Origin of the sequence: Pseudoalteromonas sp. HL-AS1 (genome assembly GCF_031198785.1) — a bacterium.
In the GTDB taxonomy this organism is placed as follows: Bacteria; Pseudomonadota; Gammaproteobacteria; order Enterobacterales; family Alteromonadaceae; genus Pseudoalteromonas; species Pseudoalteromonas distincta.
This window is the reverse complement of record NZ_CP133569.1, coordinates 2,100,635-2,121,321: the sequence shown is the minus strand read 5'-3', so window position 1 is coordinate 2,121,321 and position 20,687 is coordinate 2,100,635. Positions and strand designations below refer to the sequence as shown.

The window sequence follows — 20,687 nt, the reverse complement described above, 5'->3', positions numbered from 1 at the left end:
TGTTAATTAGTCATCAGTAAAAGTTTAATGTTCAACTTCAATCCAATCTTTTTCATCTACCCAGTTTTGTGCACCGTCTTTTACCGAGCGAATAGGCACAATGTAGTCACAACTTATTTGCGGCTTAACTGAGGCAAATATAGGCACAAAACCAAAGCTTAGTGCGGTTTCTATAATTGCTTTTTGATTTTGTGGGTCAATGTCGGCCGCTTCATCTATGTAAATAGGTATACGGTATAGGTTTTGTTCTTGATCGCTTAATAAGTAACGAATAAACAACATGCCACACAATAACTTAATCGTAATACGTGTGCCGTTTGAACCCGCCGAATCTATTTTTTCAAAGTGCTCTGTTTCACCTGCGCGGTTAACCACTTCAAATCGAATATCAAATAAATCGGTAAGTGTTAAACCCGCTTTATCTGAGGCAAGTTTAATTAAGTGATCTTTCGCTTCGTTTACTGCACTTTCGCTGTACGGTTCTTGGCTCAGTAAATCAAGCGTGTCGCCTTGTTCAAACTGATGCGACGTGCTGATAATGGTATCTATACTATCAACCAGCATTTTGCGCGGTATTACGTTAATTTTAAACGCTTGCAGATTTGAAATACGGTGCTGGCTTATGCCTTTATTAAAGCTGTTCATTTCGCGGCGAAGGCGGTCTAAATCTTCTCGCAAGCCTTTAATAGTTGCAGCCACTTCGGTAAGCGCAACGCGTGCTTGGCGTTCAACAGCATCGCGTTCGTTATCAATATTATGAAAGGCGCTTATTAGCTTTTGGTATTTAGTATATTCGTCGTTTTCGTTGTCGAATTTAGTAATACCCGCGTTATATACATGCAAATAGGTATTACGTACGTTTATGTCAAAATTACGCAGCTCTTGGCAGTCTTTATTAAAGTGATGAACAAGGTCGCTTAAGTTATCAAAGTCGACTGTAATATCAATCATATACGGGGTTACTTTACCGCTGTATAAATCAAGCGTGTGGTCAATTCGCTCGCTCTTAACTTGGCGTAAGCGCTCAGTTTGGCGATTAATTTGCTCTTGTTTCGATTTAATTAACGAGCGGCGATCGGCAATTGAGCCACTATTTTTTTGAATATCTTGCAGGTAGTCGTCAACTTGTTCGCGCTCAGCTAATAACTGCTCTTTTAGCATGGCTTGCGCTTCAACCGATTGCTGCATTACATCAAACTGCTCTAAGCGTTTTAGGGCGCCCTCGAGGCTCATAAGCTCATCGTATAACGCGTCTTTTTCTTTTTGCTTGTCGGCAACGTTTGCAGCAACATCGCGCTGTTGCTTAAACTCTTTAAGTGAATGCTCAAGTGCATTTAACTGAGCGGTTAATTGCTCTTTGTTTTCGCCGCTTTGCATTTGCACAGGCGAGAGCTTTTTAAGCTTAATGCTCGCACCTGGTAGCGTTAATACGCCGCCTTTAACTTTTTCACTTAATAGCGATAAAAATTCCCCAAACGCGTCTTCGTCATCAATGGTTATATCGCCATTAGTGGTGGTTGCAAACGAGAGAATATCTGGGTTTAAAATGCGCGATATTTCTTCTACTTCTTTTAACGAGAGGTCTTCGCGCATGCGGGTAAACAAATTAAATTCAAGATTTTTAAGTTGCAGCTTTAAGCTCTTAATTTGTTTTTGTGTTTCGCTGATGCGGTAGTCAAGCGTGTGTAGGCTTTGCCCTTGTGCGCTGGTTATAGAGTGCGAAAGCGACTCGTAATCTTGCTTTAACTGAGTCAGGCTGGTTTTAAGGGTGGCTTTATTTACCAGTTCAAACTCGCTTTTAAGCGCATCGTAATCTAAAAACCACTGCTCAATTTGAGTTTGTCTGCGCTCTATATCACGCGATTGCTGTACGTATAGGCTTTGCTTTTGCTCAAACTCGTGTTTTTCGTGCTCTATATCTTCAAGGGCTATGGCAAGCTCAGAGAGTTGCGACTCTTGATAGGTATCAAAATCAATCAGTGCTTGGTCAATTTTAGGCGCGTATGCCGCTAATTTACCTTTAAGCACGGTTTGGTTTTCAAGCATTGATTCAAGCGCGGCTATTGGCTCTTGCATTGACTCAAGGGCTTTTAATTCGCGTTTTGAGCGATTTACTTTATCAAACGAGCGACGCCATACTTCATAAAAGTCGACTTTAGAGTTCGACATATGGCGTTCAAACACGCGTAGCATAAAGCGTTTTACGTCGCTTGCGCCTAATTTGTGTAAGTTAAGAATACGTCTAAATATTTCTTTATAAATAGAGGAGTCTTGCACATTATTAAGCGGGATCATTTTTAAGTTAATGTCGCCGTCAAAAGGCGTTGCGCCGCCAGTCAATAGCGCGTTGAGCTCTTGTGCTTTAAGCTCAATAGGGTTGTAGTTAAGCGATTTTAAATGGTTGAACAGCTTGGTAAATTTAATAATAGTTTTACCTTGCGTGTACTGCTCTAAATCAAGCTTTCCTTGATAACAAAAGTACTGATGCGCGTAACCGGCAATTTTACCAAGGCCTGCCACGCCTATTACTACCGAGCCATGAGGCAAGTTAGCTTCTAGTAAAATGTATGACTGATCGGATGAAAAATAAAACTTACGGGTTTCATCTAAATCGTGTCCGTCCCATTCTGTTAAGCGTAAATCGTTAATAAGCGGAAACTGCAGGGCGTTAATAACCGAGCTTTTACCGGTGTTATTGGGCGCGCAAATAGAGCTGCTTTTATCAAGCGGGATCACACATTTTGCATAGCCTGCGGTGTTAAGTAGGGCGAGTTTGCTTAGTCCGTATAGATTTTTCATTCCTCGTCCTCTGTAATGTAGGTTTCTTCGTTTACTTCCATGAGTGCATCTATGTAGCGGTGAATTGGTGCTTGTAGCATAAAGCCGCCTTCTACTTCACGGGCTAAACCTAAGCGCACCATGCGCAGGTAAACGTCTTTACGCAAATCCGATCCCGAAAATATCTCAAGCTGATCAAACAAATGTTTGTTAATTTGCACCAGCGTTTGCATAAGCTCTAAATCGTTTACGTCGTCAAACAATGCGCGCATTGGGTCTTTACCCGTATTGGCGTAGTGCTCAATTAAAATGTAAATGGTGAGCGCGATAGCGCGAGATATTTTGCCCATATTTGGCGTACTTTCGTCGCTACCAAAATAATAAAAGCCACGGCTGTCGTGTTTTAAATCGTTACCTAGGGCGGTAAATAGGGCGGTGTAGTCTTCTATGTGTTGGTCAAGCTCTTGCCACATTACGTTGTCTTGCTCGCAAATGTGATAACCCGCTACTAATTTTTTATTAATGGCTTGTAGATGGGTTAGCTCGTCTAAGTTTATGTGTGTCATGGTTTATTTACCTGCCTTTGAATCTGGCTGAGGCTCTGAATTAAATGGATATAAAGAAAAGTGCTGACCGGCAATTTTTACGCGGGCTTTTTCATCGCTTTGAATTATTTTAATATCGCTGTCGCTGACTAATTTTTGATACAAAAATAGCATTTCGTCGGCATCGAGATCTGGATAGCTTTCGTCTAAAAATTGCAGCAAGGGCTGCGGCTTTTTGCGTTTTTTATTAAAGCGCTTAGCAAAGTTGGTTTTAACATCGTTGTAGTCAGGAATATTAGGCGTAACAAATGCAGGCACGTCTTGCTGGTCAGGCAATTGGTATTCTTCGTGTTCAAATTCAACCAAGCTTGCCATGTAAGCCACAATATGGCGTTGCTGACCAAGCGAATATCGCTGCGCGTCGCTTACAAAATTTGGCTGCACAGCACTTAGCATATTGTCTACGCCATTTTTACGTACAAGCCCAAGTACTTTGGCTGCTTGGCGAGTAATTAAGTTATTACGACGTAACTCTTCGCGTAGCGGCATAAGCATATCGGCACTTTTACGTAAGCTTTCTCGGCCCATTAAATGCATTTCGAGTATACGGGTACGTAATTGCTCCAGCATACGTTTGTCGTTATACGCTTTACCTGAGCGCTCAATGTGCAGTATTTGCTTACTTATTTGCTCTTCAATGAGGATAAAACACGCATGAAATTCACCACGAATATCAACCATTTCAAGCATTGGCTCTATGTATTCGTCAAAGGCTTCTATTACCGCTTTATAACGCTTTTGCAGCGATTGCACTGCATTATTTGATTTGGCTTGTTCAACAATGTTTAAAATAGCGTTTTCGTTGTGCGTATAAAGCTTCATTATTTTACGCACCCGATCATCCATAATGCGGCTGTAGCGGCGTAAGTCGTCAAAGTCTTCTATTTCGCCAGCGTTATCTAGGCGGTTACCTAAACGAGCCAGGTCCTCTACTAATACGCTAATTTCTTGTGCTAAACCTAAATGCTCTTCTTGCAGTAAAAAAGTAGCAAAATCGGCAATGGCACGATTTATTTCAAGTTGAGAGGATTTAGCCAGTGGAATTAAAATATCTTGGTTTAACAAACGATTTGTTTCTTTATAAATGCGTTCGTTTGACCACGTAGGCTGCTTTTGCTTAATCGCGTTTTGTACGTCTTTTAGGCTAAAGTCAGCCATTTTAAAACGTTTAAATAATAGCTCTAATACACCCCAATGTTCGGTTATGGTGTTTAGCAGCTTTTTAGCTGGGATCATAAGGGGTTACAACATCCTAGTATTTTATTATTGAGTTCTTTTAGAAGACTCATTATTACGTATTTTTAATTAACCTTGTCTGTATATAGTATTCGTTTTTAAGACCATTTAATAATAGTTTTTGCATAGAGGCAGTGCTAAAATTCGCGCCGAAAATAGGCACATGAAATGGAATGTTATTTGTGTGTTCTTTAAAACTATATCAAAGGTTGTTTAACTACCATGGTTTCCTCGATTATTCTAACCCTGATAGCGATTGCATTTTTACTGATCGTTATAGAAGATATAATCCATGTAAATAAAGCTAAAACCACGCTGTTTTTTGGTACGCTTTGCTGGATTCTTCTTTTTATATACCCCCTACACGGGCAAAGCCCCGATACGATTCAGCATCTTTTAAACGAAAATATTTTAGAAATTGCCTCATTATGGCTATTTTTAATGGCTGCAATGACCTTTGTAGCGTATTTAAATTCAAAGGGGTTTATAGAAAACATTGTGCACCGTGTTATGCCAAAAAGTATTAGCGAAAAAAAGCTCATGTTTTTGGTGGGTGGTTTTGCGTTTTTGTTTTCGTCGATTTCAGATAACGTAACAGCGACGCTTATATCGCTTGCGGTTGTTATGTCGTTAAAGCTTGAACCTAAAAAGCTCGTTAAATACGCCACGCTTATTGTGTTTGGAGTGAACTCAGGTGGGGTATCGCTAATAACAGGTGACGTAACCACACTAATGATATTTTTAGATGGCAAAGTAACCATTGCTCATTTATTACTACTTATAGCGCCAGCACTTGCAAGCGTTATGCTGCTTGCTGCGTTACTGTCTATAGGTATGAAAGGGCGTGTTGAGTTTGCTAGTGCAGGTAAAACCCGCATTGAAAAAACCGACATAACCATTGCTGTTATATTTTTATCTACCGTAGTGAGCACACTTATGTTGAGTGTAATTTACAGCGTACCGCCTTTATTAACCTTTTTGTTTGGCTTATCAGTGATGTTTTTAGTGGCGCAATTTTTAATGCGCAAAAAAGACATAAACAAAGACATAATCGATTTTGTTCGCGATATAGAATACGACACATTATTGTTTTTTGTAGGTGTACTTTTACTTGTAGGCGCACTTAAAGAAATTGGTATGTTGAGTAAATTTACCGACCTATACACGGTAATGGCACCAGAATACGCAAACTACTTAATGGGCATATTATCAGCAGGGGTCGATAACGTACCGCTTACCGCTGCATTATTAAAAGCCAATATAGTAATGAGCCAACAACACTGGTTGTCGTTTACGTATGCAACGGGCGTGGGCGGTTCAATGCTTATTATTGGTTCGGCTGCGGGCATTATTGCCATGAGTAAAGTTAAAGCGCTTACCTTTATGAGCTACTTGCGTTTATCGCTGCATTTATTAATTTGTTACACGGTTGGATATGCGGGCTCGTATTACATGGGCAGTTTTATTTAACTCATAAATTATTAAATGCTTGACAGCTAGACGTCTAAACGATAACTTTCAAAGCCCCGCTACTTAGTGGGGTTTTGTTTTATTAGCCACTGGTTAATAAAGCATTCAGAAGAGGTGCGATACTTAGGTACTTAATGTTAGGCGACGAAAGCCAATGATCATTAAGGAGGGAAGTACTCGCCGAGGAAAATAATGGTACGTCGTCATTGTTTTTCGGTTTATGGGGCTGAATCCTCAAAACTGTCACCAATATAGGTGGAGAGCTTCTGGCAGTGGACTTATCTTCAAGCATTCCTTTGCCAAGTTCTTCTTGTTTTATTGCGGTTTGGATACCGCGAAAGGAGACTAAATGACTACCGTATCAGCGCCACAAACAGTGCCTCAAACAGAGTTAAGCGCAAAATCAGATTACATCGTTGCCAAATTTGGCGGAACCAGTGTTGCAAACTTCGAAGCGATGAGTCGCTGTAGCGAAATTATTGTTGCAGATAAAAGCGTACGTATTGTTGCCGTGAGCGCCAGTGCTGGCGTAACTAACCATTTAGTTGCACTGTGTAAATCAAGTATTACCCCAAGTGAGCGCCAAGAACACATAAACGGCGTGCTTGCTATTCAACAAACTATTTTAGATGAGTTATCGCTAGATGCCGATTTAGCGGTTGGCTTTAACGAAACCCTAAAAGCATTTCAAACATTGGCTCAAGAGTCACTAACTACCGATCAGCAACACGACGAGCTACTTAGCTTTGGTGAGCGTTTATCGTCGTATTTGTTTGCTCAGGTGCTGCGTTTACAAGGTTTAAATGCCGATCGCTTTGATGTGCGCAAGGTGCTTAAAACCGACAGCCAATTTGGTAAAGCAACGCCTAATGTTGCAGCCACAGCGCAAGCCGCTAAAGAATTTTTAATTCCGTTATTAGATGAGCAAGTAATTGTTACTCAGGGCTTTATTGGCAGTGACGAATACGGCCAAACAACAACGCTTGGACGTGGTGGTTCAGATTACAGCGCTGCACTTTTAGCTGAAGCAATTAACGCTAAAAGCGTGCATATTTGGACCGACGTAGTGGGCATTTTTAGCACCGACCCGCGTTTATGCGCAAAAGCGACGCCTATTGCACGTTTAAGCTTTGACGAAGCCGCCGAAATGGCAACCTTTGGCGCAAAAGTATTACACCCAGCGACTATTTTACCAGCAAGCCGCAGCCACATTAACGTGTTTGTAGGTTCTAGCCGCGAGCCAGAGCGTGGCGGTACGTGGATTGAGCGTGAAAAATCGCAGCAACCAGGTATACGAGCAGTAACGCAACGTAAAAACCAAATATTGCTTACGCTTAAAAGCCCAGAAATGCTACTAGCAAGCGGCTTTTTAGCACGCGTATTTACACTATTAAGTGAATACAATATATCGGTAGATTTGGTAACCACATCAGAAATCAGCGTAGCTATAACGCTTGATAACGCGCAAAACGCCTCGCGTCCAGAGCTCGATCAAGAATGCCTAGATAAGCTTGCAGAGTTTTGCCATGTGTCGGTAGAAAACAATTTAACACTGGTAGCACTTATTGGCTCCGAGATTCAATTACGCCAACACGAAATGAACTTAATGAGTGTACTAAAAGACTTTAACATTCGATTAATTTGTCACGGTGCTAGTAAGCACAACCTGTGCTTTTTAGTAGAGCAAACTGAGTCAGATAACGTAGTACAATCTATTCATAGCCGTTTATTAGAAAACGATTTTGCTGCGTAAATCGCGCTTATTCAGCAAAGCGATTTATTAAAGTCACTTAACAAAATCAGTTAATAAAATCAGTTAATAAAAAGCATCGCCAGTCGATGCTTTTTTTATGCACCACACTTACATCAAAACAAACATTACTGTCACTGCTATTAACTACAGTAACGCGATTACTGCTAGCACTTAGCTTTGCACTATGTAATTCGTCAAACACATTGGGGCTAAGTAGTTTTGCAATAGGGCGGCTGGTGGCTTTAGCAAGTGACTCTTTTAATGTCCAAATTCTAAAAAACGTATCCGCTTGGGCTTGGGTATTAGTGGGCTTTGTAATAAGTGTAATTTCATCATTATGATAAAAATGCTTAGCGAGCTTTTCAAACGGGCGCTTGAGGCTTACTTTTTCAATATCAAAACCAAATTCACTTTTACCAAGGTTAAGCGCAACCCCAACTAAACCATGCGAGTGCGAAATACAGGTATTAATAACATCATCACTTACATGTACTTGCAGCTTTGAGCTTGCCTCGTCAAATTCTGTACTCATTTTATTAAGGGCTACGTGCGCATGTTGCGGCTGCGTTATTTTAATAAGGTGCTTTAACAATAACCGCGTAGCTAAATACTCTTGCTTAGCTTGCGGGCTTTTGCGGCGGTTTATAATGGCTAACTCAACCGGGCTTAAGCAATCGGGCAAATTAAAGTCACTAAGCTCAAGTGTTTTAGCATTAAATAATAAAATACTGTTACTAGCTAAAGACAAGTTTACTAATTGAGTTGAAGTAATACTCAAGGCGTTTTTAAAATAGTGTTCAGTCATAAAAGCCCTAAAGCAAAAGAAGTCGCTGATATTGTGAGCGGTTAACGCCCCTAATAAAGGCTGGGTACAATTTTATTACTCAGCTGGCATGAAATATGGTTTAATTCACAATAATCAAAATAATAACAGATTTGTAGATGTATGGCACAAGTGCGTGATGGGTTTCAAAGCCGACTTGGTTTTGTTTTAGCCGCTGCTGGCGCAGCAGTGGGTTTAGGTAATATTTGGGGTTTTCCTACGCAAGCGGCCAACCATGGCGGCGGCGCTTTTTTACTGGTTTATTTTATTGTTATATTTTTACTTGCGCTCCCCGCATTGTATACAGAACTTTATTTAGGTCACAAAGCACAAGCTAACCCGGTAAAAGCATTGGGCGATGCATGGCAAAGCACTAACCGTAAAGTGGGTGCGGCAGCAGGTTATATAGGACTTGCGGGCGCAGTTGTTATGCTAAGTTTTTACTCAATAGTAGCAGGGTGGATGCTCACGTACGCTATTGAACCCATAACAACCTTTTTGGGTTTCACAGGCGCAAGCGAATTTTTACATAGCGACTCAGTGCTGCGTAATTTTGTATTTACGCCACTTATGCTTATTTTAACTGCCAGTATTATTTTAAAAGGTGTTAAATCGGGAATCGAAACCTGGTCGCGCCGTTTAATGCCACTGCTACTCGTATTGCTTGTTGGTTTAATTGCCTACATCGCAACACTCGATGGCGCAAGCGAAGGTTTTGCCGCGTATTTAATTCCTGATTTTAGCCAAATACTCGACCCTAACTTAATTATTGCCGCAATGGGGCAAGCGTTCTTTTCGCTCTCGTTAGGTGTGGGTTGTATGATGATTTACGGATCGTACTTACAGCCAGATGCTAATTTACCAAAGCTCACTGCAGGTGTTGCCTTACTCGATACCAGTGTCGCGTTTTTAGCGGGTTTACTTATTATCCCCGCGATTTATGTAGCGCAGCACAACGGTGTAGAAGTATTTAGTGGTGGTAAACTGATTGGCGAAGGGCAGCTTATTTTTGCTATTTTACCTGCGCTATTTAGCACCATGGGCGAAATTGGTTTATTAGTTGGTTTATTGTTTTTTGTATTAATGTCTATCGCATCGGTTACGTCAACTATATCGACGACTGAAATTCCGGTAGCGTTTTTAGTCGAAAATCACAACGTTAGCCGCACCAAAGCAACATGGGCGGTAAGCGCCGTTGTACTTGTGTGTGCAAGTGCGATTATACTAAATTTTGATTGGTTATTTGGTTTGGTAATTATGCTATTTACCCAATACCAATTACCGCTTATGGGCTTGTTTTACTTTATTACAGTAGGGTGGATGTGGCAGCGTGGTAATAAATTACACCAAGCAACAACCGGCGTACATTACTGGTTTGCTCAGTATATTCGTTTTGTTTGCCCAATATTAATGACCTTGGTATTTGCAAATGTTGCGTTTGGTTAAGCTCTATTTAAAGTGAATTTTTAAACAAAAAAAGCGAATAGGGCTCACCTTATTCGCTTTTTTTGTGCCTGTTATCTAGGTATAGCTTAGGTCTTTATAAAACCTCATTAGTTAGAGGCCTACCTTCACTTACTTCAAGCGCGTTAAATACGGTTGTGTTTGCTATTTCGGTAAGTGCTTCTTGCGTAAAAAATCCCTGATGCCCCGTTACTAATACGTTTTTAAAGCTCACTAAGCGCGAGAATATATCGTCTTGGTTTATTTCGTCGCTGTGGTTTTTAAAAAATAGCTCCGACTCTTGCTCGTAAACGTCGAGCCCTAAATACCCTAATTTTTTAGTTTTAAGCGCATTAATGCACGCTTTGCTGTTAAGCAGTGCCCCGCGAGAGGTGTTAATAAGCATAACGCCGGTTTTCATTTTACTAAATGCCTCATCATCTATTAAATGATGAGTTTGCTCCGTTAAAGGGCAATGCAAAGAAATCACATCGCTTTGGTTAAGTAAGGTGTCTATATCGGTAATTGTATAATTGCCAGATTGTGCGTAGGGGTCGCACACTAATACTTTAGCGCCAAAGCCATTTAAAATGTTGCACAGCGCAAGGCCAATTTTACCGCAACCTACAATACCCACGGTTTTATTGTGCAAGTTAAAACCAAGCAATCCGTTTAAATCAAAGTTGTCTTCGCGTACGCGGTTATACGCTTTATGGGTTTTACGGCTAAGCGTTAGCATAAGTGCAATACAATGCTCGGCTACGGCCTCAGGGCTGTAAGCCGGTACGCGTAATACTTTAATTTTATGTGCTTTTGCAGCAGGTAAATCTACATTATTAAATCCTGCACAACGCAGCAAAATAGTATTTATGCCTTGGCTTGCCAGTTGTTCAATAACCGTGGCGTTTACGGTGTCGTTTACAAATACGCATATGGCATCAAACCCGTTTGCTAAAATAGCCGTTTGTTCGCTCAAGGATTGCTCAAAATACGTTATTTTTATATCACGGTGATCGTGTGTACTTTGTTCAAAAAAAGGCAGCTCGTACTTTTGAGTACTAAAAAAAGCAATGTTCATGGTAATAGCCTCGACGCTTAAGGAGTATTATTTATTACTAATACAATAAACTACTTTATAAACCTGTGCTTTAGTAACGCGCATTTTATTGATTTAAATTAAGCCTTAGCTGGCGTAAACAAAGGTATTTTTGATGCTACCTTTTTACCACCTCTTGCTGCGCTTAACTTTGCGGCTTGCAGTAGGTTGCTTTCTATTACTTGTTTAAGTGTTTCGGGCTTAGTACGTGGTGCATAGCGTGCAACAAGTTGCCCTTGTGAGTTAATTAAAAACTTAGTGAAATTCCACTTAATTGCACGGTTTTGCGAAATACCTCGCGTATGCGACTTTAAATAATTAAACAACGGATGTGTTTCTGGCCCGTTTACCATTACCTTACCAAATACCTCAAACGAGGTATTAAATTGCTCTTGGTAAAAGTCTTTAATGGCTAAATTATCAAGCGGCTCATTTTGGCCAAACTGGTTACACGGAAACGCAAGCACAGTAAAACCATTGCTTTTGTATTGCTGGTAGAGCTTTTCGAGTGCGTTTAATTGCACCGAAAAATTACACTTACTCGCTGTATTAACAATAAGGACGGTTTTGCCCTGTAACTGGCTAAGAGGAAAATTTTCGCTGTTATAAAGTGGTGCATTAAATTGATAAATACTGTCCATAGGTTACCTACTTACCTTTCCCGTTAAGGAAATTTTATAAAGACTTTCATTCGCTTTTTTATCGACCGGTTGACATAATCGAGGTCTAGTTTCTAAGTTATCAGTTAAATAGGTCATTTTTATGTCAATGAAAGTCGCATTTATAGGTTTAGGCGTAATGGGTTACCCAATGGCGGGGCATTTAGCAAAAGCAGGGCACAGCGTATGCGTTTATAACCGTACTCAAGCTAAAGCACAAACGTGGACTGCAGAACATTCAGGAAGCTTTGCATCAACCCCGCGCGAAGCTGCCAGCAATGCCGACATTGTATTTATGTGTGTTGGTAACGATGACGATTTACGCTCAGTAGTGTATGGCGATGACGGCGTGTTAGCGGGCATGTTACCGCACACTGTTTTGGTTGATCACACCACAACCTCAGCTGAAGTAGCACGTGAAGTGGCTGCAAAAGCGGCTCTGCAAAATATCGACTTTATAGATGCGCCTGTATCGGGCGGACAAGCTGGCGCCGAAAACGGCGTATTAACGGTTATGGCGGGTGGCAATGAAGCCGTATTTGCTAAAGTGCAGCCAGTAATGGCGGCGTTTAGTCGCTTTAGCCAATTACTAGGCGGCGTTGGCTCGGGACAACTTTGTAAAATGGTTAATCAAATTTGTATTGCTGGCGCAGTGCAAGGTTTAGCCGAAGGCTTACATTTTGCCAAGCAAGCTGGGCTTGATGGCGAAAAAGTAATAGAAACAATATCTAAAGGCGCAGCCGGTTCGTGGCAAATGGAAAACCGCTACAAAACAATGTGGGCGGGTGAATATGAGTTTGGTTTTGCCGTAGATTGGATGCGTAAAGATTTAGGCATTGCACTCGATGAAGCTAAAAACAACGGCGCTACTTTACCAATGACCGCAACGGTCGATCAATATTACGCCGATGTACAAGCACTCGGCGGTGGCAGATACGACACCTCAAGCTTACTAGCACGCATTGAAGCGCTGCATAAAAAGTAACGCTGTAAACGCGAAGCTTGCTTGCGTAACGGGCAAAGCCCGTAAAGTGACTTATTCACGAAGAGGTTATGAAGCGCTGCGCTTTTAGAGGCAGCGATAGATAAAAAAGATTGTTGTTGGTCTTTATGTTTTCTCATTTACTCCTCATTCTCTTCTCTTTGGTAATAGTATTTTATTTAAGTAATTAAAAGCGGTGCTTTTTACGTGAGTAAGCTCGACTCTTACCGGCAAAGTGTAGCGGTGTGTTTAACTTGTAGACGCGAAGCTTGCTTGCGTGACGGGCAAAGCCCGTAAAGTAATTTACTCACAAAGAGGTTTAGAGGCGCTGCGCTTTTAGAGGAAGTAATAGATCTAAAAAATTATTGTTTTTATGTCTTCTCATTTACTCCTCATTCGCTTCTCTTTGTGAAATAGATTTTGCTTTGTTTGAAGTGGTACAGATATTTATATACAAAAAACGCGACACTTTATTGCTAAAGTGTCGCGTTTTTAATGCGTTATACAAACAAAATTACATGCTTTGTGCGTAGTTATACAACGCCTTTAAAATTGTAAGGTTTTTTTCGCTGTCGTCATGTTCATGCGCTAGGTTTTCAAGTGTGATCATAAAATCTTGCGCGTTAATCGATGGTTGATCCTCCCCGTGCATTAACTTGTTTTGGCAATACTGGCGCCATTGGTCAAGCTCTTGCTGGTTTAGCGTTTCAGGCCAGTTACGGGCGCGGTATCTAAACAACAACGTATTAAACTTTTTATCTTCAAAGTCTAACTTCAACCCAGCCAATTCATCTGGTTTTGCATCACGAATAATCGCAAATTTAGCTTTATCAGCATGGCTTGTAAACCCATCGTAAAGTAAGTAGTCAACGTTAGTGGTTGCGCTGTAATCGCCTTGCTCGTTAAACACTTCGGTTACTTTATCGCGAAGGTCGGTATTGGCTTTTAAAATAGCTAAATTAGCTAAGCACTGCTCGCGGTCAATCCCAAGGCGGGCGGCGTTTTCAGGCAATAATGTTTTAGCTGGGGCTAAAATAGGGCACTTGTTTAAATGCACTAGTTTTAAGCCAACAGGTAAATCGTCCTCGGCTAAATCTACACGTTTGGTGTATAAACGTTTGCGTAACTCTTCTACGTTTAAATCAATGAGTACTTGCGGATTTTGGGTTAAATCAAAACAAATAACCGCGTTTTTATTAATAGGATGAAAGCTCATTGGTGCAACCCAGCTTGTACAGCCTTGTGTTGCAGGTATGCGCGACGTGGTATGCACCAGCGGCGTCATGTTAAATACATCAACCAATTCAGCAAGGGCTTTTTTGCCACGCAGCCCAAAAAAGAAGTTATATAGCTTTGGCTGTTTTTCTTTTATTAGCTTAGCCAGTGCAATAGTGGCGGTTACATCGCTTAGTGCATCATGCGCAGCGGCGTGTTCAATACCATTAGCTACCGTTAAATGCTCTAGCTTAAAGCTTGGGCTGCCGTCTTCTTTTAATGGCCATTCAATCCCTTCAGGGCGCAGCGCATAACAAGCACGTACTAAATCAATAATATCCCATCGGCTGTTATTGTTTTTGTATTCGCGCTCGTATGGGTCGTAAAAATTACGGTAAAAGCTATAACGGCTTACTTCGTCATCAAACCGAATACTGTTATAACCGGCAACACAGGTGTTTGGCACGCTAAATTCAGCATGAATCTTTGCTATAAACTCAGCTTCCACCAAGCCTTTTTTCATCGCCACTTGTGGCGTAATACCCGTAATTAAACACGCCTCAGGGTGGGGCAAGTAATCCGCTTGCGGCTTACAATATTCAATAAGCGGCTCGCCAATAATGTTTAAATCAAGATCGGTACGAATACCCGCAAACTGGCTCGGCTTATCCTTTTGAGGGCTTGCTCCCCAAGTCTCGTAGTCGTGCCAGTAGATTGTTGCTTGATTTTGCTCTTGATATGCCATGCTGATAACCCTGAGTAGTTAACTTAAAAACGCCTAAATGCGCGCCAAGTTACTAAAATAATGAATTATTTAGATTATGGCATATGGGCGAGGGAGTTTATAGGTTTGGGTGAGAAATGATGTACAGGTTGATCTTTTTCAAGTATGTAAGACAAGAATTTATTCTTTTGTTTCTACTTTTATATATTAACTAATTAACTTTAAAGTCTGATTGAGGAGCAAAATTATTTATAAATAACTGAATCAAAGTATGAGTAAAACTTTACTTGCATAAATGTTAGAACAATGTATAAGTAAGCTTAAATAGCAATAATTCCGTCTAATATGGCATTTATAGCCAAAAAAAGACTTTTAATTGGGTTTGTATATGATTATTGAGCTAGTAGTTGAAAATTTTCGTTCAATTAAAGAAAAACAACGTTTAAGTCTTGTAAAATCTAACTTTGGAGATGCAGATAACAATTCATTTAATCCACTAGCCCCTGGGACATCGGATTTACTTAAAAGTGCTGCAATTTATGGAGCAAATGCTGCGGGAAAATCTAATTTCATCCTTGCATTATCAACAATGCAAGAAATAGTTATTATGTCTGCTAAAGATAGACAAAGGGGCTATAATTTACCCGTCCAGCCTTTTAAACTTTGTGACTCAACTATAGATGAGCCAACTGAGTTTGAGGTTACTTTTATTGCTGATAGTGTTAAATATCAATATGGCTTTTCTACAAACTCAACACAAATCACAGCAGAGTGGTTATACGCTTTTCCAAACGGAAAGCCCCAAAGATGGTTTATTCGTGTATTAGATCCAGAAACTAGTGAATATGTTTGGGATTTTGGGTCTTATCTAATGGGGAAGAAACAACTCTGGAAAGAAGCAACTAGATCAAATTCATTGTTTCTATCTACTGCAATTATGTTGAATAGTGAGCAATTAAAACCAGTTTACGATTGGTTTTATAAAACACTTAAGCTATCTGGTATTAGTGGATGGAATATGGAATATACAGCTAAACTTTGTCAAAAAAATGAGAGCAAAGAGCATGTATTAAATTTTTTAAAAGCTGCTGATTTAGATATTGATGATATTAGGGTTGATACAAAGAAAATGGACAAAACATATTTTCCTGATGAACTACCTGCTTCTATCAAAGAAAAAATGTTAGAAGAATTAGAAGGCGAAGAGTTCCACGAAATTAAGACAATACATAAAACTTCTTCAGGTAAAAACATGTCATTTGATTTAAGTGACGAATCTGATGGAACTCAAAAGATCTTCGCGTTTGCGGGACCTTGGATTGATAGTTTAAACAAAGGTAAAGTGCTCTTTATTGATGAGTTACATGATAGTTTACATCCGAGCATTGTTAAATTTTTAGTTAGCTTGTTTCATGATAAAAAAACAAATCCTAATAACGCTCAGCTAATTTTTACTACACATGAAACATCAATTTTAGATCAAAATATCTTTAGAAGAGATCAAGTATGGTTTTGTAATAAAGAAAAGAATCAATCTACATCGCTTTATCCATTAACAGATTTCAGTCCTAGAAAAGGTGTTGAAAATTTAGAAAAAGCATATTTGACAGGTAGATATGGTGCTTTGCCTTTAATCTCAGCATTAGAATATATTGGAGAATAAATTTTGGGTAGTGAGGATTTATTTCATAAACATAAAGCTAAAAGACAGAAAGATTTAGAACGTAAGGTTTCATCAAGAAAGCCTTACGATCGTATTTTAATAGTCTGCGAAGGTAGTAAAACTGAACCAATATATCTTGAAGAAGCTCGAATTGAACTAGAGCTTGACTCTGCGAATATTATGATCGATGGAACTTGTGGTTCGAGTCCTATATCAGTAGTGAAGCATGCAGAATCTATATTCAAAAAGGAAGTTCTTAGTGGAGGGCTATACAATCAAGTGTTTTGTGTGTTTGACAGGGATAATCACACTACTTATTTAGAAGCAATAAAATATGTAGATGTGCTTAATAATAACCTTATTCAAGAAAATATAAGTAATGAGCCTATATTTAATGCAATTCATTCAGATCCATCTTTTGAATTTTGGTTGTTGTTGCATTTCAATTATTCAACGAAACCGTATCAACCCAAACAGGGTAAAAGTGTAGGAGATCAAGTAATAGATGACTTGAAGGTTTATATGCCAAAGTATAAAAAAACTCAAAAAGGTATTTTTAAAACATCACTTGATAATGGTTCATTAAATACAGCACTAAATTATTCTCAGCAGATATATGATAGAGCAAAAGGGTCAAATAATATGAACCCAAGTACAAATATGCATGAGTTGATAACATACCTTCAAGAAGTTAAAGGGTCATAAATCAGGAATATCCATTTAGATAACTTTTTTAACTCAATATATTAACTACTTCTGAATTAAGAAAATTAATTACAAAAGTATAAGTTCGTATTTATTGACATTGAGTCTAGGCTAATCACTAATATCAATAAAGCTACCCTGTTTATTAGTATTAGTGCCTTTCCTTCTGAAAATCATGTCGCTTCATCTTTGATTATGAATAATTTACCACAAATAAGAGCTATCACTATCCGCAAAATGATGAGCCAGAAATGGTTGTAGCCCAAGTAGTTAAGTTGCTTGAACGTACTAAATAGGTGTTGGTTTGGTTGCTGATTGTATAAATACCAATTGCCGTAAATTAGTAATTTGGCATTAGACTAAAGTCTATAGGTTAGATTTATTCACTTATTAGGTTTGTTTTAATCGTTTGTCGGTTTTGTGTTAATTCTCTAAAGTTCAGTTGTCGGCAACAAGCACGGCTAACTAATACCAATTTTATTAAAACATGATCATTTTAGCGAATTAAATAACTCACTAACTGCGTTAAAAATTACTTATATAGAACGACTATATTTCATAATTTTTGCCTTGTTATTAAGCTATTTTCTTGACGCTAAAAAAGCTCACTAATTTAAACAATTGGCATAACAGGACTACGACCATGAAAACACTTATCAAAACTATCGCTCTTAGCTCACTACTTACATGTTCAGCTGCTGCAATGGCTGAGCAAAGTGATTACAAATTAATGGTTATTGAAACTGCAACAGCGCCACAGCCACTTGAGCAATCATTTAATAGCTGCGCACTGAATGTTAAGTCAAAAAATTACGCTGAGGCTGAAGCAATTTGTACTAAAGCAATTGCGCTTTTAAAAGACGCAGATGGCCCTAAATTTAAAGTTCGCCAACTTACATCGTTTGCATTAAGTAACCGTGGTGTTGCACGTTTAAAAGCGAACAACGACACTGCTGGCCTTGCTGATTTATACGAAGCAAACCAAATGTCGACAAGTACAATGGTATCGCACAACTTAACTCGCGCTAAAGAAGAGCTTTCTTTATAAGCACTTTATAAACGCTTTTATAAAGTGCTTACCAAAAGCATGTTATAAAATAGCGAGAGTAAAAAAGCCCATGTTAGGTTAATTCCTAACATGGGTTTTTTTGTTTTATTTAACGCGTGAGTTAATACTTTAAATACGTTAACAGAGTAGGGTGTATTTATAATTAATATTTTGGGTATGCTTGTTTAGGCTACGCGAATATAATGCGAGATAACCGTATAAAAAATAATAACCCTTCTGCTTTGCTTGTTTTGAGCAAGGCATCATTAAATAAATATTGAGATTTAAACCATGGCACCAGGAACCAGCCTAAGCGTACTTGAAATAAGTGCGATATTTTTATCAATTACCGCGTTACTCACCTATGTAAACCATCGCTTTATTGGCTTGCCAACAACCATTGGCGTTATGGTTATTTCGATGCTTTTATCTATCGGCGCTATATTTTTGGGCTTTTTAGGGTTTGATGATCTTATAGATTACGAAGTGAGCTTGCTCGATCAGTTAGATTTTACTGAAGTTTTGCTTGATGGCATGCTCTCTATGCTGCTGTTTGCTGGGGCGCTGCATGTAAATGTTAGCGATTTAAGGCGCTATAAATTGCCAATAGGTATTTTGGCCTGTGTGGGTACGTTGCTATCTACGGTTATTATTGCTGGTGCGCTTTATTTAGTACTCCCTTTGCTCGGTTTTGATTTAGCGTTTATTTGGTGTTTACTATTTGGTGCATTAATTTCGCCAACCGATCCTATTGCGGTAATGGGTATTTTACAATCTGCGGGGGCGCCTAAAAGTATTGAAACCGTGATTGCGGGTGAATCGTTGTTTAACGATGGTATTGGCGTGGTTATTTTTGTGCTTTTATTGGGTGTTTTATCAAGTGGTGATATTCCTACAACTTATTATGTAGCGCACACGCTGGCGGTTGAAGCCGGTGGCGGTATTGTTTTTGGTTTGGTATTAGGTGGTATTTTATATTACTTACTTAAAAGTATTGATAGTTACCAAGAAGAAGTACTCCTTACTTTAGCGGGCGTTATTGGTGGTTATGCACTGGCTAGCCATTGGCATTTGTCGGGCCCTCTTGCAATGGTAATGATGGGGTTAATGGTGGGCAATCATGGTCGTAGTATGGCTATGAGCGACAAAACACGCCATTACGTTGATTTATTTTGGGAGCTGATTGACGAAATTTTAAATGCCATTTTATTTGTACTCATAGGGCTTGAGGTCGTCATGATTGCATTTTCGAGTAATTTGTTTATTGCTGGTGGCTTAACAATTTTAATAGCGTTACTCGCACGTTTAATTGTTGTGGGTATAACAACCACTACATTTAATAAGCAATTAGAGTTGCCATCTGGTGCGTGGAAAGTTTTAACCTGGGGTGGCTTGCGTGGTGGTATTTCGGTTGCATTGGTATTGCAACTACCTGATGGGAACGAGCGCGATATTTTATTGGCTCTCACTTATGCGGTTGTGGTGTTTTCTATTTTAATTCAGGGTTTGAGTATTGGTAAAGTAGCCAAAACTATCCGTTAAATATAATTTTTTAAAAAGCGTGTGAAATAGCTGTATTTCACACGCTTTTTATTTTTCTTATAAAAAAAGGGCAATTAAAACGTAAAGCTGAGCTGCACACCGCTGTAAATATGTTCTTGTGCTTCCCAGTAGTCGCCATCTATTTGGCGTGCTCGGGTAAATACTTCTATTTTAAATGGCTTAAAGTGATAACCCGCACCTATACCTGCGTAACCGTCTATGTCGTTGTTCGATTTTTCTATTTGGTAGGTGTTATCGCCTCTATCGTTTTTAAAGGCAAGTTCGAACAGATCTAAGCCAAGCTCGGCGTATATAAAAAAGTCATTAAAATAACCAAGCTTCATGCCGTTGTCCCACGTTATAAACTCTTCTTGCTCGCCTTGTTTATTATCGATTACTGCCGCGCCAATTGCGCTGGTAAAAACAACACCAAAGTTACTGTAATTTTGCTTAACCATCATTTCTACACCTGCAGATGTAATGCTGCTATCGCCATTAAATTCTGATTTTATAAACATACCGGTGTTAGGCATGTCATTACCGAGCAAAAGCCTTGCGTTAACATTTTGGCTAAATGATAAAAGCGTGCTTAATAAAACAAAAAGAGAAAGTATGTGTTTCAAAAAAGTTAACCCATTAATGATGAAAAGTTACCAGAGCCGTAATTATAAATACATAACTTAGTATTGCATGTAATTAAATGTATAAATTTGTTTGATAGTTACTCAGCTATGCCAAAGTAAGGTGTTTAAAATAAAACCAACTAAAAAAAAGCATAAATAATTATATACATTTTAAAACGTAAAGTAGCGATTTTAGGCACGATTGTTGGTGCGTAAGTTGTTTAAATATATAGAAAAAATTTAAGCGTATTAGACTAAGGTCTATAGGTTAATTTTCTTCACTTATTAGGTTTGTTTTAATCGTTTGTCGGAGTTGTGTTAA

The 20,687-nt window shown here is 39.2% G+C and carries 16 protein-coding genes, 1 pseudogene and 1 riboswitch; of the genes and pseudogenes, 9 read left to right on the top strand and 8 right to left on the bottom strand.

Annotation, left to right across the window (positions count from 1 at the left end; all coding sequences use genetic code 11):
• Positions 1–24: 24 nt before the first annotated feature.
• The 3 genes from RB214_RS09875 to RB214_RS09865 are packed head-to-tail and all read right to left on the bottom strand — an operon-like array spanning position 25 to position 4,619.
• On the bottom strand, positions 25–2,799 hold the full coding sequence (locus tag RB214_RS09875; protein WP_309166495.1) for an ATPase: 2,775 nt from the start codon (positions 2,797–2,799) through the stop codon (positions 25–27).
• The gene (locus RB214_RS09870) at positions 2,796–3,344 is read right to left on the bottom strand and encodes a hypothetical protein (RefSeq protein ID WP_024605891.1); all 549 of its coding nucleotides are present in this window, start codon (positions 3,342–3,344) and stop codon (positions 2,796–2,798) included. Before RB214_RS09870 ends, RB214_RS09875 begins: the two co-directional genes overlap by 4 nt.
• A gap of 3 nt (positions 3,345–3,347) precedes the next feature.
• Positions 3,348–4,619, bottom strand: coding sequence for a hypothetical protein (locus RB214_RS09865; protein ID WP_309166491.1), 1,272 nt, complete (start codon positions 4,617–4,619; stop codon positions 3,348–3,350).
• 222 nt (positions 4,620–4,841) lie between these two features.
• On the opposite strand from RB214_RS09865, the gene nhaD reads away from it, so the two are divergent.
• Both nhaD and lysC read left to right on the top strand, forming a co-directional pair.
• Complete coding sequence (gene nhaD, locus RB214_RS09860; RefSeq protein WP_309166489.1) at positions 4,842–6,089, top strand: sodium:proton antiporter NhaD; 1,248 nt, start codon at positions 4,842–4,844, stop codon at positions 6,087–6,089.
• A 101-nt stretch (positions 6,090–6,190) separates the two neighbouring features.
• A riboswitch (Lysine riboswitch) is annotated at positions 6,191–6,363 on the top strand.
• A 75-nt stretch (positions 6,364–6,438) separates the two neighbouring features.
• Entirely contained in the window at positions 6,439–7,842 is a 1,404-nt protein-coding gene (lysC, locus tag RB214_RS09855) for a lysine-sensitive aspartokinase 3 (RefSeq protein ID WP_309166487.1), read from the top strand.
• Between the two features lie 46 nt (positions 7,843–7,888).
• Here lysC and RB214_RS09850 read toward each other — a convergent pair whose 3' ends face one another.
• A complete protein-coding gene (locus RB214_RS09850) occupies positions 7,889–8,647 on the bottom strand; it encodes a 4'-phosphopantetheinyl transferase superfamily protein (RefSeq protein WP_309166486.1) in 759 nt (252 codons plus the stop codon).
• A 141-nt stretch (positions 8,648–8,788) separates the two neighbouring features.
• On the opposite strand from RB214_RS09850, the gene RB214_RS09845 reads away from it, so the two are divergent.
• Positions 8,789–10,111 (top strand): sodium-dependent transporter, encoded by a 1,323-nt coding sequence (locus RB214_RS09845; protein WP_309166485.1) that lies wholly within the window; start codon positions 8,789–8,791, stop codon positions 10,109–10,111.
• A gap of 94 nt (positions 10,112–10,205) precedes the next feature.
• Here RB214_RS09845 and RB214_RS09840 read toward each other — a convergent pair whose 3' ends face one another.
• Together RB214_RS09840 and RB214_RS09835 are read right to left on the bottom strand one after the other, a co-directional pair.
• Positions 10,206–11,186: a 2-hydroxyacid dehydrogenase gene (locus RB214_RS09840; protein WP_309166483.1), complete on the bottom strand. Its 981-nt coding sequence runs from the start codon at positions 11,184–11,186 to the stop codon at positions 10,206–10,208.
• Between the two features lie 98 nt (positions 11,187–11,284).
• Positions 11,285–11,845, bottom strand: a complete 561-nt coding sequence (locus RB214_RS09835) for a glutathione peroxidase (RefSeq protein WP_309166481.1) — start codon at positions 11,843–11,845, stop codon at positions 11,285–11,287.
• 121 nt (positions 11,846–11,966) lie between these two features.
• Between RB214_RS09835 and RB214_RS09830 the strand changes: the two genes are divergently transcribed.
• Entirely contained in the window at positions 11,967–12,848 is an 882-nt protein-coding gene (locus RB214_RS09830; RefSeq protein ID WP_309166479.1) for an NAD(P)-dependent oxidoreductase, read from the top strand.
• 511 nt (positions 12,849–13,359) lie between these two features.
• Here the strand turns inward: RB214_RS09830 and sbcB are convergent.
• A complete protein-coding gene (gene sbcB / locus RB214_RS09825; RefSeq protein WP_309166477.1) occupies positions 13,360–14,805 on the bottom strand; it encodes an exodeoxyribonuclease I in 1,446 nt (481 codons plus the stop codon).
• A 367-nt stretch (positions 14,806–15,172) separates the two neighbouring features.
• Here sbcB and RB214_RS09820 point away from each other — a divergent pair, with 367 nt between their 5' ends.
• The 5 genes and pseudogenes from RB214_RS09820 to RB214_RS09800 all read left to right on the top strand — a co-directional run bounded on the left by RB214_RS09820 (position 15,173) and on the right by RB214_RS09800 (position 19,742).
• Positions 15,173–16,447, top strand: a complete 1,275-nt coding sequence (locus RB214_RS09820) for an ATP-binding protein (protein WP_309166476.1) — start codon at positions 15,173–15,175, stop codon at positions 16,445–16,447.
• A gap of 3 nt (positions 16,448–16,450) precedes the next feature.
• Positions 16,451–17,152, top strand: a complete 702-nt coding sequence (locus tag RB214_RS09815) for an RloB family protein (protein ID WP_309166475.1) — start codon at positions 16,451–16,453, stop codon at positions 17,150–17,152.
• A gap of 209 nt (positions 17,153–17,361) precedes the next feature.
• Positions 17,362–17,448: pseudogene (locus RB214_RS09810) on the top strand (alpha/beta hydrolase); the annotation flags it as partial.
• A 347-nt stretch (positions 17,449–17,795) separates the two neighbouring features.
• On the top strand, positions 17,796–18,200 hold the full coding sequence (locus RB214_RS09805) for a hypothetical protein (protein ID WP_002963246.1): 405 nt from the start codon (positions 17,796–17,798) through the stop codon (positions 18,198–18,200).
• Between the two features lie 291 nt (positions 18,201–18,491).
• Positions 18,492–19,742, top strand: a complete 1,251-nt coding sequence (locus RB214_RS09800; protein ID WP_024590868.1) for a sodium:proton antiporter — start codon at positions 18,492–18,494, stop codon at positions 19,740–19,742.
• Between the two features lie 74 nt (positions 19,743–19,816).
• Here the strand turns inward: RB214_RS09800 and RB214_RS09795 are convergent, their stop codons facing one another.
• Complete coding sequence (locus RB214_RS09795; protein ID WP_024595220.1) at positions 19,817–20,365, bottom strand: hypothetical protein; 549 nt, start codon at positions 20,363–20,365, stop codon at positions 19,817–19,819.
• Between the last annotated feature and the right edge of the window lie 322 nt (positions 20,366–20,687).